This window comes from uncultured Thalassospira sp., from assembly GCF_963976115.1.
Taxonomy (GTDB): domain Bacteria; phylum Pseudomonadota; class Alphaproteobacteria; order Rhodospirillales; family Thalassospiraceae; genus Thalassospira.
In genome coordinates this window covers 191,056-205,341 of the sequence record NZ_CAXBJJ010000009.1, presented here as the reverse complement: position 1 = coordinate 205,341, position 14,286 = coordinate 191,056, and the positions used below count along the sequence as shown (strand labels likewise).

The 14,286-nt window shown below is 53.8% G+C and carries 13 protein-coding genes; 6 read left to right on the top strand and 7 right to left on the bottom strand.

Translation table 11 applies throughout. The features are described 5' to 3' along the window. Positions 1-58: 58 nt before the first annotated feature. From AAC086_RS13795 to AAC086_RS13780, 4 genes are all read left to right on the top strand, one after another. Positions 59-1,750 (top strand): cache domain-containing protein, encoded by a 1,692-nt coding sequence (locus tag AAC086_RS13795; RefSeq protein ID WP_339779409.1) that lies wholly within the window; start codon positions 59-61, stop codon positions 1,748-1,750. 620 nt (positions 1,751-2,370) lie between these two features. Then, positions 2,371-3,183, top strand: coding sequence for an ATP-binding cassette domain-containing protein (locus AAC086_RS13790; RefSeq protein WP_339779408.1), 813 nt, complete (start codon positions 2,371-2,373; stop codon positions 3,181-3,183). A gap of 3 nt (positions 3,184-3,186) precedes the next feature. Further along, positions 3,187-3,846, top strand: coding sequence for a methionine ABC transporter permease (locus tag AAC086_RS13785; protein WP_339779407.1), 660 nt, complete (start codon positions 3,187-3,189; stop codon positions 3,844-3,846). Positions 3,847-3,903: 57 nt separating this feature from the next. Next, the gene (locus AAC086_RS13780; protein WP_339779406.1) at positions 3,904-4,692 is read left to right on the top strand and encodes a MetQ/NlpA family ABC transporter substrate-binding protein; all 789 of its coding nucleotides are present in this window, start codon (positions 3,904-3,906) and stop codon (positions 4,690-4,692) included. An 87-nt stretch (positions 4,693-4,779) separates the two neighbouring features. Here AAC086_RS13780 and AAC086_RS13775 read toward each other — a convergent pair whose 3' ends face one another. Further along, positions 4,780-5,772: a carbon-nitrogen hydrolase family protein gene (locus AAC086_RS13775; RefSeq protein WP_339779403.1), complete on the bottom strand. Its 993-nt coding sequence runs from the start codon at positions 5,770-5,772 to the stop codon at positions 4,780-4,782. An 89-nt stretch (positions 5,773-5,861) separates the two neighbouring features. On the opposite strand from AAC086_RS13775, the gene AAC086_RS13770 reads away from it, so the two are divergent. Beyond that, a complete protein-coding gene (locus AAC086_RS13770) occupies positions 5,862-6,824 on the top strand; it encodes a LysR family transcriptional regulator (protein ID WP_339779494.1) in 963 nt (320 codons plus the stop codon). A 63-nt stretch (positions 6,825-6,887) separates the two neighbouring features. Here the strand turns inward: AAC086_RS13770 and AAC086_RS13765 are convergent, their stop codons facing one another. Beyond that, the gene (locus AAC086_RS13765) at positions 6,888-8,780 is read right to left on the bottom strand and encodes an ABC-F family ATP-binding cassette domain-containing protein (protein WP_339779401.1); all 1,893 of its coding nucleotides are present in this window, start codon (positions 8,778-8,780) and stop codon (positions 6,888-6,890) included. Between the two features lie 308 nt (positions 8,781-9,088). On the opposite strand from AAC086_RS13765, the gene ndk reads away from it, so the two are divergent. Next, positions 9,089-9,511, top strand: a complete 423-nt coding sequence (gene ndk, locus AAC086_RS13760; RefSeq protein WP_339779399.1) for a nucleoside-diphosphate kinase — start codon at positions 9,089-9,091, stop codon at positions 9,509-9,511. A gap of 126 nt (positions 9,512-9,637) precedes the next feature. Here ndk and AAC086_RS13755 read toward each other — a convergent pair whose 3' ends face one another. The 5 genes from AAC086_RS13755 to purM all read right to left on the bottom strand — a co-directional run bounded on the left by AAC086_RS13755 (position 9,638) and on the right by purM (position 14,189). Continuing rightward, on the bottom strand, positions 9,638-11,344 hold the full coding sequence (locus tag AAC086_RS13755; RefSeq protein WP_339779398.1) for a methyl-accepting chemotaxis protein: 1,707 nt from the start codon (positions 11,342-11,344) through the stop codon (positions 9,638-9,640). 260 nt (positions 11,345-11,604) lie between these two features. After that, positions 11,605-11,739: a hypothetical protein gene (locus AAC086_RS13750; RefSeq protein WP_339779397.1), complete on the bottom strand. Its 135-nt coding sequence runs from the start codon at positions 11,737-11,739 to the stop codon at positions 11,605-11,607. Positions 11,740-12,051: 312 nt separating this feature from the next. Continuing rightward, positions 12,052-12,180 carry an aa3-type cytochrome c oxidase subunit IV gene (locus AAC086_RS13745; protein WP_339779395.1) on the bottom strand — a complete coding sequence of 43 codons (129 nt, stop codon included), beginning with the start codon at positions 12,178-12,180 and terminating at the stop codon, positions 12,052-12,054. 273 nt (positions 12,181-12,453) lie between these two features. Continuing rightward, the gene (gene purN, locus AAC086_RS13740; RefSeq protein WP_339779392.1) at positions 12,454-13,128 is read right to left on the bottom strand and encodes a phosphoribosylglycinamide formyltransferase; all 675 of its coding nucleotides are present in this window, start codon (positions 13,126-13,128) and stop codon (positions 12,454-12,456) included. After that, positions 13,116-14,189 carry a phosphoribosylformylglycinamidine cyclo-ligase gene (purM, locus tag AAC086_RS13735; RefSeq protein ID WP_339779390.1) on the bottom strand — a complete coding sequence of 358 codons (1,074 nt, stop codon included), beginning with the start codon at positions 14,187-14,189 and terminating at the stop codon, positions 13,116-13,118. The genes purN and purM overlap by 13 nt, the downstream gene beginning before the upstream one ends. Positions 14,190-14,286 lie beyond the last annotated feature (97 nt).

The following is a 14,286-nucleotide window of genomic DNA, read 5'->3' as shown; positions in this document are numbered from 1 at the left end:
GGACGTTTGTCGCTGCGCGTGCAGGGTTGGCCATGGTGATGCGGGGAGAGTCGCGGGAATGTTTAGTTTGAATTCGGTGAAAATTGGCAAGCGGTTGTTGCTGATTGTCGGAGGCGCCGTGCTCGCCGCGATTTTGGTCGGGGCATTTGGCCTGTCTGAATTGCGAACCCAGATGATGGATGATCGCAAGGACAAGACGCGGGCGCTGGTTAATTCGACCGTATCACTGATCGATTATTATTATCAGCAGGTGCAATCGGGTGTGCTGAGCGAAGAACAGGCAAAGGACGCTGCTGGCAAGGCCGTCGGGGCTTTGCGCTATGATGAAACCAATTATTTCTTTGTCTTTGACCAGCAGCCGGTGGTGCTGTTTCATACGGTCAAACCCGAACTGGTTGGGCGCAATATGTCGGCGTCGGTTGACGGGGCGGGAAAGCGTCATTATCAGGCCTTTGTCGACATGGTGACGGAAAACGGCCAGGGTTTTGTCGATTATACCTATCTTACGCCGGACAAATCAAAAACGCGGCCAAAGATTTCCTTTGTAAAAATGTTCAAGCCGTGGGGCTGGATCGTTGCGACGGGCATTTATGTCGATGATGTTGATGCCATTTTTCAAAAAAACCTGCTGACGATGATGACTGTGGTCATTGTGATTGCCGGGTTGGTGGTGTTTGTTTCGCTGTTGATCGGGCGCGGCATTACCAAGCCGTTACAAAATATTTCCGACAATATGTTGCGTTTGGCTGAGGGGGATCATGGTATTGACGTTGCCTATACTGATCATCGCAGCGAAATTGGCGATCTGGCGCGGGCAATGGATGTGTTTAAATCCAAGACCATTGAAATGGAAAATCTGCGTCGCCAGCGTGAAGAAGATGAAAAACTGGCCGAACGCGAAAAACGGGCGGTCCTGTTAGAAATGGCGAACAACTTCGAGGTCAATGTTGGTCATGTTGTTGAATATGTGACCAATGCCGCGACCAAGATGCAGCGCTCGGCGCGGTCGATGAATATTACGGCACACACGGCGGGCGAAAAGTCGGTGATTGTATCGTCGGCATCCCAGGAAATGTCGACAAATATCGATACTGTTGCTGCCGCCGCCGAGGAGCTTTCGGCCTCAATCAGAGAAATCAGTACACAGGTGTCGCAATCGTCGCGGGTGGCCAGTGGTGCTGTCAGCAAATCTGAAGATACCCATAAAAAAATCGAACTTCTTGCCGATGCCGCGACCCGGATCGGCGAGGTCATATCCCTGATTTCCGACATTGCCGAGCAAACCAACCTTCTGGCGCTTAATGCCACCATCGAGGCCGCGCGCGCCGGGGATGCGGGCAAGGGCTTTGCCGTGGTGGCCAACGAGGTCAAGGTTCTGGCCAGTCAGACAGCCAGAGCGACCGAGGATATCCGTTCGCAAGTGGGCGGTATTCAGAGTGCTACCGGCATAGCGGTTACCGCGATTGGTGAAATTGCCGAAACCATTCGCCAGCTTGATGGATCAACCGGTGCCATTGCCGCAGCGGTCGAAGAACAAGGGGCAGCCACCCAGGAAATTGCCCGGAATGTGGAAGAAGCGGCACATGGTGCACGCGATGTTTCGCAAAATATTAGTGATGTATCATCTTCGGTCAGTCAGACAGAAACGGTGGCGGGCGAGGTGCAGACATTGTCAGATGAACTTGAGCATCAGGCCCGTGAGTTAAAGGGCGCTGTTTCAACATTCCTTGCCGAGATCAGAGACAAGTAGTCGTTTTACAAGCACGGCTGCGAGGTGTGATGAGGCATATTGCCAGGAGGCATATGGTTTCAGGCCCCTTGCAGTCGGTTGCATGTTTGACGACCGGGGTGTAAAAATACTAAAGCATATTTCCTTTAATATGACCCATTTTGTTTGTTTTTGGCGTGTCGTTTGGCAAGGCACAGCGCGCTGCGCGATGCGGCGCATCGGGCGAGCGGTGTAACGCTGCCAAACACCGCCAAAATCAAACCCTGTGGGCCAGCGCAGTCTGCCGCCTGGCCGCGTCGAAATCCTTGTCCGTAAACCCATTACGCCCTGCGGACTTCTCCTTACCAGGCGGCAGAATGAGCTGGCAAAATGGGTCATATTAAAGGAAAAATGCTTTAGGTTAAACATTATTTTTATGTATTTAATCGGTGCTACATACAAGATATGCGTAAAATGCATGGTATGGAGCGTTGAAATACGTATTCAGGCATGTTTATATAATTGTCATCTAAAGCGCCGATTTGCTTCTCAGCTTGCGGGCGCGTAATAAATACGGCTAAAGCGAGTTGGGCGTGCGCCTTTTGCAACGACCGTCTCGGTGACGCCGCAGACGGTTTTTTTATGTTGAAAAGGAGGGCGCCATGATCCGGCTGACCGACCTGCACAAAACATATCCTGCCCGGCGGGGCAGCCCCGAACATGTCGCTTTGCGCGGTATCGACCTTGATATTGCAGCGGGCGAAATTGTCGGCGTGATTGGCCGTTCCGGGGCCGGGAAATCTACCCTTATTCGCTGCATCAATTTACTGGAAATGCCGACATCGGGCAGTGTCATAGTGGATGGCACCGATGTGACCAAATTGTCGAAACGCGATTTGCCGCTGTTTCGTCGCCAGTTGGGCATGGTGTTTCAGCATTTTAATCTGCTATCCTCGCGCACGGTTTACGACAATATCGCCTTACCCCTTGAACTGGCCGGGGCCAGCAAGGCCGAAATTGCCGCCGCGATTGACCCGTTATTGCCGCTGGTGGGCCTTGAAGACAAACGCGATCGGTATCCGGCTGAATTGTCCGGCGGGCAAAAACAGCGCGTGGGTATTGCGCGCGCATTGTCGAGCAACCCGAAAGTTGTTTTGTGCGACGAGGTAACATCGGCACTGGACCCGGAAACCACCCGGCAGATATTGGCGTTGTTGCGCGATATTAACAAACGCCTGGGCCTGACCATGGTGGTGATTACCCACGAGATGGCTGTGGTCAAACAGCTATGCGACAAGGTTGCGGTGATGGATGCGGGGGTGATTGTTGAACAGGGGGCGGTTGATGGCATTTTTGCCAACCCGCAACAGCCGACAACACAGTCGCTGCTGGCCGATGAGTTTCTTGATTTTCAGCCTGCATTCCCTCAAGCCGATGCATCGCGTGATGTCCCTTCTCTTCGAAAGGAGGGCTAATCCATGTGGTCCACCATTCTTCCCATCCTGGCGCAGGCAACGTTGCAAACCCTGTATATGGTGTTTGCCTCTTTGGCGATTGGCACGGCGATTGGCCTGCCTTTGGGGGTGTTGCTGGCAACGTCGGGCCGGGGCGAACTGTTTGAGGCACCGGTCTTTCAAAAGACCTTTGGGCCGATTGTGAATGCCACGCGCTCGGTGCCGTTTATCATTTTGGCCGTTGCCATCATTCCGTTTACCCGCTTTCTGGTTGGCACATCGATTGGCACATCGGCGGCCATTGTGCCGTTAACGGTGGCGGCGATCCCGTTTATTGCCCGCATTATCGAAGGGGCCGTGCGCGAAGTTGACAGCGGCCTGATCGAGGCCGCCCACGCCATGGGCGCGCGCCCGATGCAGGTGGTGACCAAGGTTCTGTTGCCCGAAGCCCTGCCAGCCATCATTCATGGCCTGACCTTGACCGCCGTTACCCTGATTGGCTATTCGGCCATGGTGGGGGCGGTTGGGGCCGGTGGCCTGGGCGACCTTGGTATTCGCTATGGTTATCAGCGCTTTCGCCCCGATGTGATGGGCGCGGTTGTTGTGACCCTGATTGTGGTGGTTCAGGCGATACAAATGCTGGGCGACCATCTGGCGCGCAAGGCCGACAAACGCAATATCTGACGATTTCACATATTCCCGCATTTTTACATTCAAATGCAGCTTAAAAGGAGCCTTCCCATGCGGTTTTTCAAAACCCTGAGTGCGGCTGTCATTCTGACGGCCAGCCTTGCCATCCCGGCATTTGCCCAGGATGAAATCAAAATTGGCGTCACCGCTGGCGAACATGAACAAATCATGGAACAGGTCGCCAAGGTTGCGGCACAAAAGGGCCTGAAGCTCGACATCATCACTTTCAGCGATTATGTGTTGCCCAATCAGGCGCTTGACGATGGCGATCTTGATGCCAACAGCTTCCAGCATGTGCCGTATCTTGATAACCAGATCAAGGACCGTGGCTATCATTTGTCGGTGGTTGGCTATAACTTTGTGACCCCGATGGGCATTTATTCCGACAAATACAAAAGCCTGGATAACCTGCCGGACGGGGCGAAAATTGCCATCCCCAACGATCCGACCAATGGCGGCCGTGCGCTTTTGCTGTTGCAGTCCAAGGGCCTGATCAAGGTTGACCCGGCTGCTGGCCTGGTCGTAAGCCCGCTTGACGTGACAGATAACCCCAAAGGGTTTGATTTCATCGAGCTTGATGCTGCACAGTTGCCGCGTTCGCTGGCCGATGTTGATGCCGCAGCAATCAACACCAACTATGCCAGCCAGGCCAATTTGAACCCGACCCGGGATTCGATTGCGATTGAAAGCAAGGATAGCCCCTATGCCAACGTCATCGTTACCCGCACCGTTGACAAGGACAAGCCTTGGGTGAAAATCCTGGTTGAATCCTATAATTCCGACACCATTCGCGACTTCATTAATAAAAAATATGATGGCGCTGTGGTTCCGGTATTTTAAGATACCGACCTGATATGTTTGATTAAACAAGCGGCCCCGGCAACATATGCCGGGGCCGTTTTGTTTGGTGGCGGATGGCGTGGGCTTTTACAACGCGGTGTCGGGGTGCGGCGCTTGATCTGGTGTTGGCGATGCCGGTTCCGATGCCGGTGAGCAGGCCGCTTTACGGGGGTGAAACGGCGTTTCATTAACGGTCAGCGAAAAAACATCGGGGCGGGCATAATGGCCTGCGACATCAAGGTCATATTTGCCACGAATGGCCTGGTCGGTATCAATGTCGGCCCAGATAACCGCTTCACGGTCATAAACCGGTTCAGTCAGGCAGGTGCCCATCGGGTCGATGATCACGCTGCCACCCCGGATCAGGGTGGTTTTCGGGTCGTTTCCTTGCGGGCAAGTGTAATCTTCGGGGGCATCGGCGCGGGTCAGATACTGACAGGCACTTAGGACAAAGGTACGGCCTTCATAGGCAATGTGGCGCATCGAAGTTTGCCATATTTCACGTTCATCAACAGTGGGCGCACACCAGATATTGATGCCTTTATTGTAATAGGTCTGGCGCAACGGCGGCAGATAGTTTTCCCAGCAAATGGCGGCACCAATTTTACCAATATCGGTGTTAAAAACTGGCAGGGTAGAACCATCGCCCTGACCCCAGATCAGCCTTTCGCTGGCGGTGGGCATCAATTTGCGCCGTTTGCCCAAAAGGCTTCCATCGGGTGCAAAAAACAGAACCGCGCAATAAAGTGATCCACCATCGCGTTCAATGATGCCGGTCACCAGATGCGCCTTCATTTTCGCGGCGAACGACCCAATGGTGCGGCATTCGGGGCCGGGAACCTCGATGGCGGCTTTCCAGTAACGCAAATAATCATCACGGCCTGCTTCGTTGCGCGTGCCAACACGCGCGCCAAAATCAAGGCCCTTGGGATAGCCGCCAATATAGGCCTCGGGGAAAACAGCCAGTTCAACGTTGTTGTGCCGGGCTTCTTCGCACAGGGCCGCCATGCGTTCTAACGTGTGCGGCGTATCAAAAAGGGTTGTGCCAGCCTGGATAACGGCAACGCGATGCTGGGGCATTTGGGGGCTCCTGTTGTGGGGGTTACGCGAAATGTGTGTCCTTGTTTGTGATCTTGACGACGGCTGTATCATCAGTCAAATTGCTGTTTATGGTTCAAAACATTAATTTAAATGATATTGCGCGATTTGATTTTAATCTTGTCATCGCCTTTATGGCGATATGGCAGGAAAGAAGTGTGTCAAAGGCAGCGGATCGTTTGTCGTTAAGCCAATCAGCATTGAGTGCGGCGCTGGCCCGTTTGCGTGAGGCCGCCGGGGACCCGTTATTTGTCCGCACACGCGGCGGAATGCAGCCAACCCCGCGCGCCATCGACATGGCGAAAAACATTGAACACGGTGCGCTTTTGATCCGCGGAGCCTTTCGCGCCGGGCAGGATTTTAACCCGGGGCATGATGCACATCATTTTGCGCTGGGCATGTCGGACGATTTTCAACTGGCCGTCGGCCCCGCCGTTTCGCAGCGTTTGTTGCATGACGCGCCAAATGTGTCGGTGTCATTCCATCAAAGCAACCGGCATACGGTGGAAAAAATGCTGGAAACCGGGGAACTTGACCTGGCCGTGATCGCCCGGCCACCGGAACGGTCGTGGCTGGCGCAGGAGCAGATCGCGCAATCGGGTTATGCCTGTATTTTTGATCCGGTGGCGTGCGGATGGGCCATGCCGTTATCGCTTGAGGAGTATCTGACCCTACCGCATATCCTGGTTTCCTATTCCGGGCGCGAAGGCATTGTTGACGAAAAACTCAGGCATTTGGGGCGACACCGTAAAATTCAGACCGGCTTGACCCATTTTGCCGCTGTGCCCGCATTTTTACGCGGTATCGCCGCTGTTTCGACGATTCCAACCCATGCGGCAACGGCCTTGGCCCGCATCAGTGGCTTGCAGGTGTGCGATGCGCCGCTGGATTTGGGGCGCTATCCGGTTTCGCTGGTCTGGCGCCGCGAAATGCAGGATGACCCGGCCGCGTCATGGATGCGAATGCTGGTGCGTGATGCCGTATGTAACCATGTGGGCAGTGATGTTGGGGCTGAGGTGGAGATGATCTTTTAAAACACAAATACCCGCCATATGGCGGGTATTTGACACGGTTCGTCGTGTTGGGCAACAGGCGCTTTACGCGACCATGGTTTCATATTCTTCCTGTTTTTCCAGCCACAGGCTTTCGGTCCTGGCAAGGTCAGATTTAACCTTGGCCATGTCCATTTGCAGCTTGTTCAGGCGGTCAGCATTGCCTGCATTATAAAGCGACTGGTCGGTCAGTTCGGCTTCAATCGCGGCAATTTGGGTGGTGCATTGCGCCATCTGCTTTTCGAGTTTTTCAACTTCCTTGCGCAGCGGGGCGGCAATTTTGCGTTTTTCGGCTGCGGCCTGGCGTTCTGCCTTGCGGTCGCGTTTTTGTTCCGGCGTTGCCGCAACCGAATTTTTGCCTGCCCGGCGGTCGGCGCGTGCGCGGTCCAACAAATATTGGCGATATTCGTTTACGTCGCCATCAAAATTGCTGACGGTGCCATCGGCCACCAGCAACAGGCGGTCGGCACAGGCCTCGATCAAATAGGGATCGTGGCTGATGATGATCACGGCACCTTCGTAATTGTTCAGCGCGTGGTTCAGGGCATCGCGGGCATCAATGTCTAGATGGTTGGTCGGTTCGTCAAGGATCAGCATGTGCGGGGCATCAAGCGTCATCAAGGCAAACAGCAAACGGGCCTTTTCACCCCCCGACAGGTTTTTGACCTTGGTGTTGCCCTTGTCGCCTTCAAAGGCAAAGCGGCCCAACTGGGCGCGAACCTTGCTTTCGATCACGTTGGGCATCAAGGCGGCCAAATGCTGATAGGGGGTGTTTTCCATCACCAGTTCGTCGGTCTGATGCTGGGCAAAATAGCCAATCCGCAGTTTGTTGGAAGAAACCTTTTCGCCGTTCATCAATTCAAGTTTGTCAGATAACAGCTTTGCCAGGGTTGATTTACCATTGCCGTTGGCACCGAGCAGGGCAATGCGGTCATCCATATCGATGCGCAGGTTCAGATTGCGCAAAACAGGTTTGCCGTTATAGCCGACATCGCCATTATCAATCGTGATCAGGGGCGGCGGCAGTTCCTGCGGGCTGGGGAAATCGAATGTGATGCTGCGGTCTTCGACCACGGCAATCGCCGGGCCCATTTTTTCCAGCATCTTAACCCGGCTTTGCGCCTGTTTGGCCTTGCTGGCCTTGGCGCGAAAGCGGTCGATAAAGGATTGCAGGTGTTTTTGCTGGGCAATCTGCTTTTCGTAATGCTTCGATGCCAGTTCCATCTGTTCGCGGCGGGTTTTGGCAAATTTATCGTAATTGCCGCCATACAGGGTTAGCTGCGAATTGTGCAAATGAACAATATGTTTGACCGCCCGGTTCAGCAAATCGCGGTCATGACTAACCAGAATGATCGTGCCAGGATAGTTGATCAGATATTGTTCCAGCCAGATGGTGGCTTCAAGGTCAAGGTGGTTGGTCGGTTCGTCAAGCAGCAACAGGTCGGGCTGTAAAAACAGGGTGGCTGCCAAAGCCACACGCATTCGCCAACCGCCGGAAAAATCGTCGCAGGCGCGCAATTGCGCTTCGCCATCAAAACCCAGGCCGGACAGAATGGATGCCGCGCGTGCTTCGGCGGTGTGGGCGTCAATATCGGCCAGTCGGGTATGAATTTCGGCAATGCGGTGGCCGTCGGTGGCGGTTTCGGCCTCGGCCAGCAGGTTGGCGCGCTCGGTATCGGCGGCAAGCACCGTATCAAGCAGGGAGCGCGACCCGGCGGGGGCTTCCTGGGATACCATGCCCATACGGACCCGCGCGTTGAGGGTAATCTCGCCACCATCGAGCATTAACTGCCCGGCGATCAGTTTCAGCAGCGTAGATTTCCCCGCGCCATTACTGCCAATCAGGCCGATTTTGTGTCCGGCGGGAATGGTAAGACTGGTCTGGTCAAAGATCACCCGACCGCCAATGCGGTAGATGATGTTGGAAATATTCAGCATACTGGCGCCTGTGTTAGGGAATCTGGTATTTCTCTAGCCCTTCAATAGGGCAGGGGCGCGCGTTAAGCAAGGATTCTTGAAAATGTCATCAAGGGCGTTGGGCGGGTATATAAAACAGGGCAAGGTGCTGGAACTGCCCGTTTTTTGCGGCTTTGATAACGCCATAGTGGTGAATTTGTGACGATGCGCGAAACGCAGGGCTGAAATGCAAATGGTTAACTATGTGTTGCTTTGAGCCAAAAGGCCGTTTATACAGCGCCAACCTGTTTTAGGGGTACTGAAATTTTACAAGTAGCTAGGTGAAACCAATGGCTATCGAACGTACTTTGTCCATCATTAAGCCTGACGCAACCCGTCGTAATCTGACCGGCAAGATCAATTCCGTGATCGAAGAAGCTGGTCTGCGCGTCGTTGCTCAGAAACGTGCTCGTCTCACCCGTGAACAGGCTGAAGGTTTTTATGCCGTTCACAAGGAACGTTCGTTCTTCGGCGAACTGGTGGACTTCATGGTTTCCGGGCCCGTCGTCATCCAGGTTCTGGAAGGCGAAAATGCCGTTGTGAAATACCGCGAAGTCATGGGTGCAACCAACCCGGCAAACGCCGATGAGGGCACCATTCGCAAGCTGTTTGCTGAATCGATCGAAGCAAATTCGGTCCATGGTTCAGACTCGCTTGAAAACGCCGCAATCGAAATTGCCTATTTCTTCGCCCAGACCGACATTGTTGGTTAATTAAGGCGGGCTGCGGTTTCGCAGTTGGAAATACCGAAAAACGCCCCGTGCCATTGTTGCGCGGGGCGTTTTTTGTTGGTGCGCCCGATCAGGCGTCCGTTCCGGGCAGGAGCCCCGTCCTGTCGGTCAGTTCCGCACTTTGCCTAAGAAACCGTCCACCGATGCGCGCAAGGACTGCGCATTTGCCGTAAGCTGATGGGCGGCTGCGGCCAGTTCGGTGGCAGTTTGCTGGTTTTCCGATGCTGCCGCCTGGATCGTACCGGCCTTTTGGGCCGCCTGATGGGTGCCGTCTGATGCGTTTTGCACATTCTGGGCAATATCGCGGGTGGCATCCGCCTGTTGGGTCATGGCGGTGGCGATTGCGGATGATATTTCATCCATGTTAAAAATGATCTGCGAAATTTCCTTGATTGCGATAACCGATTCGCGGGTGGCAGTTTGAATATCGCCGATCTGGCTGCTGATTTCACTGGTGGCGCGCGCAGTCTGGGTGGCCAGGTTTTTAACCTCGGAGGCCACCACGGCAAAACCCTTGCCCGCATCGCCCGCGCGGGCGGCTTCGATGGTCGCATTCAGGGCCAAAAGGTTGGTCTGGTTGGCGATATCGGAAATAAGCCCCAGAACTTCACCAATATGGGTTGCCGAATTTGCCAGCCCTGCCACCAGTTCGTTGGTATGATCGGCCTGTGATACAGCCTGACGGGCAATTTCCGATGATGTATTGGCCTGCTGGGTAATGTTGTGAATGGACTGCGTCAGTTCTTCGGCGGCGGCGGCCACGGTTTGAACGCTGCCATTGGCATTTGACGACGCATGGTTGACTTCTTGCGCCATTGCAAGGTTGGTTTTGCCGGTTTGGGTCAGTACGGTCGATGTCTGATCAATCTTGCTGGCTGCGGCTGACACGTCGCTAACCACCGAGGCGATCTCGTGGTCAAACCGGGTGATGGCATCGTTTCGTTTTTCGTTGTCGCGATTAAGCTGGTCCTGATTTTTTGTCTTTTCAATCGCAAGCTGTTCGGTTTGCACCATGTTGCGTTGAAACACCTGAACCGAACGTGCCATATCGCCGATTTCATCAATATCGTCCGTATAGGGGACGCGGGTATCGGTTTGGCCGGCGGCCAGGGTTTGCATATCGGTGGAAAGCTGTTTGATCCGCTGTGAAATATTGGTCCGGGCATAAATGGAAAACAGGGTCGCCATGATGAAGCCGACAACAATGATGACGGTCATGGTCAGAATTGATGTCTGAACACGGCGATGCATGTCCGCTATTCCGGCCTCCATGTCATCGTGGATCAGGCCCTCGGCGTCGTCGGCCAGGTTGATGAACCGCTCGAAGGATTCGTCAAATTGTTCGTCGGTATTGCTGCCCGCGCTTGAATCGCTGCCGTCATCTTGTTTTTGCCGGGCATCGTAGCGTTGACGGGCGGTCGCGGTAAATTCGGCGACAGAGGATTTTACCTGTGCCATCTTGTTTTGCACGCTGGCATTTTGACTGGCAATAAAGGTGCCTTCATCATTTTGGCCTCCCGACAGGATGGCATCGACATACCATGCGCATTCTGCCAGAAGGTCCCAGACCTCGTTGATATCTTCGCCGTCATCTCCTGCCATGATTTCTACAAAAACAAGATGGGCGCGGGTGGCTGACAGTTTGATTTCTATTGCCGCATCGCCCAACGGTGCCAGTTCCACCGCCACTTTGTCGGCTTCTTTACCCATGCCAAGGGTGAAAAACAGCCCCGAAATGCCGGTAACGGCGGTAATCATAGCCATGATAACAAAGGCGAATAGCAGGCGCTGGCTGATGTTTTTATTAAATGGCATTGTTATTGTCCCCGAATGCGATTGTCTTTAACTAGATTGGGCGGACAAATCTGCGTTCAATGACCAATAGGTGATTATTACCTGTTCCGATGATTTTTTCCGTTAAATCATCGGCTTTGCTTGTCGATGCCAGACGACAGACGATGCAGGACCCGTTCTCTGTGAACCTTGTTTTGTTAATAAACAAATACGGGCCCGGATGGTGGCGGAACTCGCCGCTTCTGTCCGGACCCGCAGGGAAATTTTGCGTCAGGCTGTTTTTATAGGAAAAAAATCATTAGCAACAGCAGGGTCGCTGCGGCGGCCAGCAGGTTGGTAAACAGAAACCAGACAAAGTTATGCCAGCCTTTTTCGCATTCTCTGACCATGTTGGTGTCGTATTCGCTGCTTTGCATGTCATCCTCCGTAAAGAATGGTGTGGCTTTCGGTCGCCTTTGATGTGACCTGTTTTTGATGGTTTTATGAAGCATCACCAGAAAGGTGAATTTGCGCCGGGAATGTAACTATTTAGTGGCGAGGAATGCGGCAAAACTAATACAAATATTGCGGTTTTGTGGCAATATGGGCAGGTGTTAATGCCGACAAAATCGGGCGCGGGAATGCGCGAAAGCACAAAAAAACCGCCCGTTGGAAAAGGGCGGTTTTGTCTTGATCAGGTATCAATTGATAGGCGATATTGATCTATACAATGGGATATATTGCTGAAATTACAGCAAAAAAAGTGCCATTAAAACCACAAGGGCAATCACGCTGCCGGTGGAATATTTAACAAAACGGGTATAGCCAGCGTAAATGTTTTTATGGGTGCTCGTCAGTTCGTAATCGTTTCCCTGCACAGGGGCCTCCATTTATCAAAAGGTTACGGCCAGAACAATGTGGCACCAAACGGCCATGGTTGGATGTAACTTTACGCCGAAACCACCAAAAGAAACGTTGGTTCGGTGGCAGATTGTTCTGGAGTCATTTCTGTTATAAACGGGCACATCATCGCGTGCAAGACGGGTTTTTGATGTCCAATTCAACCATTTGCATAAAACGTAAGGGTTGAATTGGTTTTTCTCTGCCTTTGGAAGTCAAAGCTGGCGCCACCAACGGCGCCAGCGGTGCTTTCATCCCTGCGGGTTGACAGGGTTTATTTGGGCAAAGTCCGGGCTTTGAGAACCGCGCACGGCAACCCGGCCATCGTTCCCGACAACAACACGATCTTCGGCAATCCAGCGAATGACTTGCGGATAAATCTGGTGTTCCTGGCGTAAAATGCGCTGACCAAGGCTGTGGGCATCATCATCGGCCAATACAGGCACCACGGCCTGGGCAATGATGGGGCCTGCATCCATTTCGGGCACCACAAAATGAACCGTGCAGCCGGAATATTTAACCCCGGCGGCAATGGTTTGTTCATGGGCGTGCAAGCCTTTGAAGGACGGTAACAGGGACGGATGAATATTGATCAGCCGCCCTTGCCAGCGTTTGACGAAACTTTCGCTGACCAACCGCAAATAGCCCGCCAGCACCACCAGATCGGCACCACTTTGGGCGATCAGCTCGCTGACCGCATGGTCATAGGCTTCGCGTCCGCCGGGATAGCCCTTATGGGCCAGGCTTTTGGCCTCAATCCCGGCATTGCCTGCACGCTCCAGCCCTTTGGCGTCGGGTTGGTTGGAAAAAACCAGCACGATTTCGGCGGGGTAGTCCGCACCTGCGCAGGCATCAATAATCGCCTGAAGGTTGCTGCCGCTGCCCGAAACCAGAACAGCAAGTTTTAGCCGGTTTATTTTTCCCATGCCCGGCCCATGTTTTTAATGATCACCTGCGGGCCATCGCCAGCACGCGGGCCGATCATGCCAATCTGGCTGACGGTTTCGCCATGTTCACGCAGCAGGGCTTCGGCGGCATCGGCCTTATCGGCCGCAACAACAACGCACATGCCAATGCCGCAGTTAAACGTACGCGCCATTTCAACAGATGGAATGCCGCCTTCCGCTGCCAGCCATTTGAAAATGGGCAGGAAATCCCAGCAATCGGCATCAAAAACGGCAGTGGCGTTTTCGGGCAGAACCCGCGGGACATTTTCGGTAAGGCCACCACCGGTAATGTGGGCAAAGGCTTTTACATAACCGGCCTTATGCGCGGCAAGGCAGCTTTTGACGTAAATTCTGGTGGGTTCCAGCAGGGCTTCGCCAAGTTTTTGGCCCGGGGCAAACGGGGCGGCATCGTCATAGGAAAGGCCCGCTTTTTCAACAACCTTGCGCACCAGCGAATATCCGTTGGAATGCACACCGCTAGATGCCAGACCCAAAATAACATCACCTTCGGCAACGGTGCTGCCATCAAGCAGGTTGCCGCGTTCGGCGGCACCAACGGCAAAACCGGCAAGATCATATTCGCCATCGGCATACATGCCGGGCATTTCAGCGGTTTCACCACCGATCAATGCACAACCGGCCTGTTTGCAGCCATCGGCAATACCGGCAACCACGTCGGTTGCTTTATCGACGGCCAGTTTGCCGGTGGCAAAATAATCAAGAAACAATAACGGTTCAGCACCCTGGACAACCAGATCGTTCACGCTCATGGCGACAAGGTCGATGCCGACGGTGTCGTGTTTGTCGGCCAGAAAGGCAACTTTCAGTTTGGTGCCAACGCCATCGGTGCACGAAACCAGTACCGGGTCGTTATATCCGGCGGCTTTCAAGTCGAACAGTGCGCCGAATCCACCCAGCCCGCCGGAAACACCGGAACGGCTGGTGGCCTTGGCCAAGGGTTTAATAGCATCGACAAGGGCGTTGCCAGCATCAATATCAACGCCGGAGTCCTTATAGGTGAGGCCGTTGCGGGCGGTCATGGGCGATCCTCGCACTCACTGAATTTAAAAGGGAAAGCGGGGAAGCCCGCGTTTATCATCGTCACCCCGGTCATGATAACATGGTAGCGATGATAAA

Bases quoted from the DNA above. Each gene is read 5' to 3' on its own strand.
- AAC086_RS13795 (WP_339779409.1), top strand. From the start codon at position 59: ATGTTTAGTTTGAATTCGGTGAAAATTGGCAAGCGGTTGTTGCTGATT.
- AAC086_RS13790 (WP_339779408.1), top strand. From the start codon at position 2,371: ATGATCCGGCTGACCGACCTGCACAAAACATATCCTGCCCGGCGGGGC.
- AAC086_RS13785 (WP_339779407.1), top strand. From the start codon at position 3,187: ATGTGGTCCACCATTCTTCCCATCCTGGCGCAGGCAACGTTGCAAACC.
- AAC086_RS13780 (WP_339779406.1), top strand. From the start codon at position 3,904: ATGCGGTTTTTCAAAACCCTGAGTGCGGCTGTCATTCTGACGGCCAGC.
- AAC086_RS13775 (WP_339779403.1), bottom strand. From the start codon at position 5,772: ATGCCCCAGCATCGCGTTGCCGTTATCCAGGCTGGCACAACCCTTTTT.
- AAC086_RS13770 (WP_339779494.1), top strand. From the start codon at position 5,862: ATGGTTCAAAACATTAATTTAAATGATATTGCGCGATTTGATTTTAAT.
- AAC086_RS13765 (WP_339779401.1), bottom strand. From the start codon at position 8,780: ATGCTGAATATTTCCAACATCATCTACCGCATTGGCGGTCGGGTGATC.
- ndk (WP_339779399.1), top strand. From the start codon at position 9,089: ATGGCTATCGAACGTACTTTGTCCATCATTAAGCCTGACGCAACCCGT.
- AAC086_RS13755 (WP_339779398.1), bottom strand. From the start codon at position 11,344: ATGCCATTTAATAAAAACATCAGCCAGCGCCTGCTATTCGCCTTTGTT.
- AAC086_RS13750 (WP_339779397.1), bottom strand. From the start codon at position 11,739: ATGCAAAGCAGCGAATACGACACCAACATGGTCAGAGAATGCGAAAAA.
- purN (WP_339779392.1), bottom strand. From the start codon at position 13,128: ATGGGAAAAATAAACCGGCTAAAACTTGCTGTTCTGGTTTCGGGCAGC.
- purM (WP_339779390.1), bottom strand. From the start codon at position 14,189: ATGACCGCCCGCAACGGCCTCACCTATAAGGACTCCGGCGTTGATATT.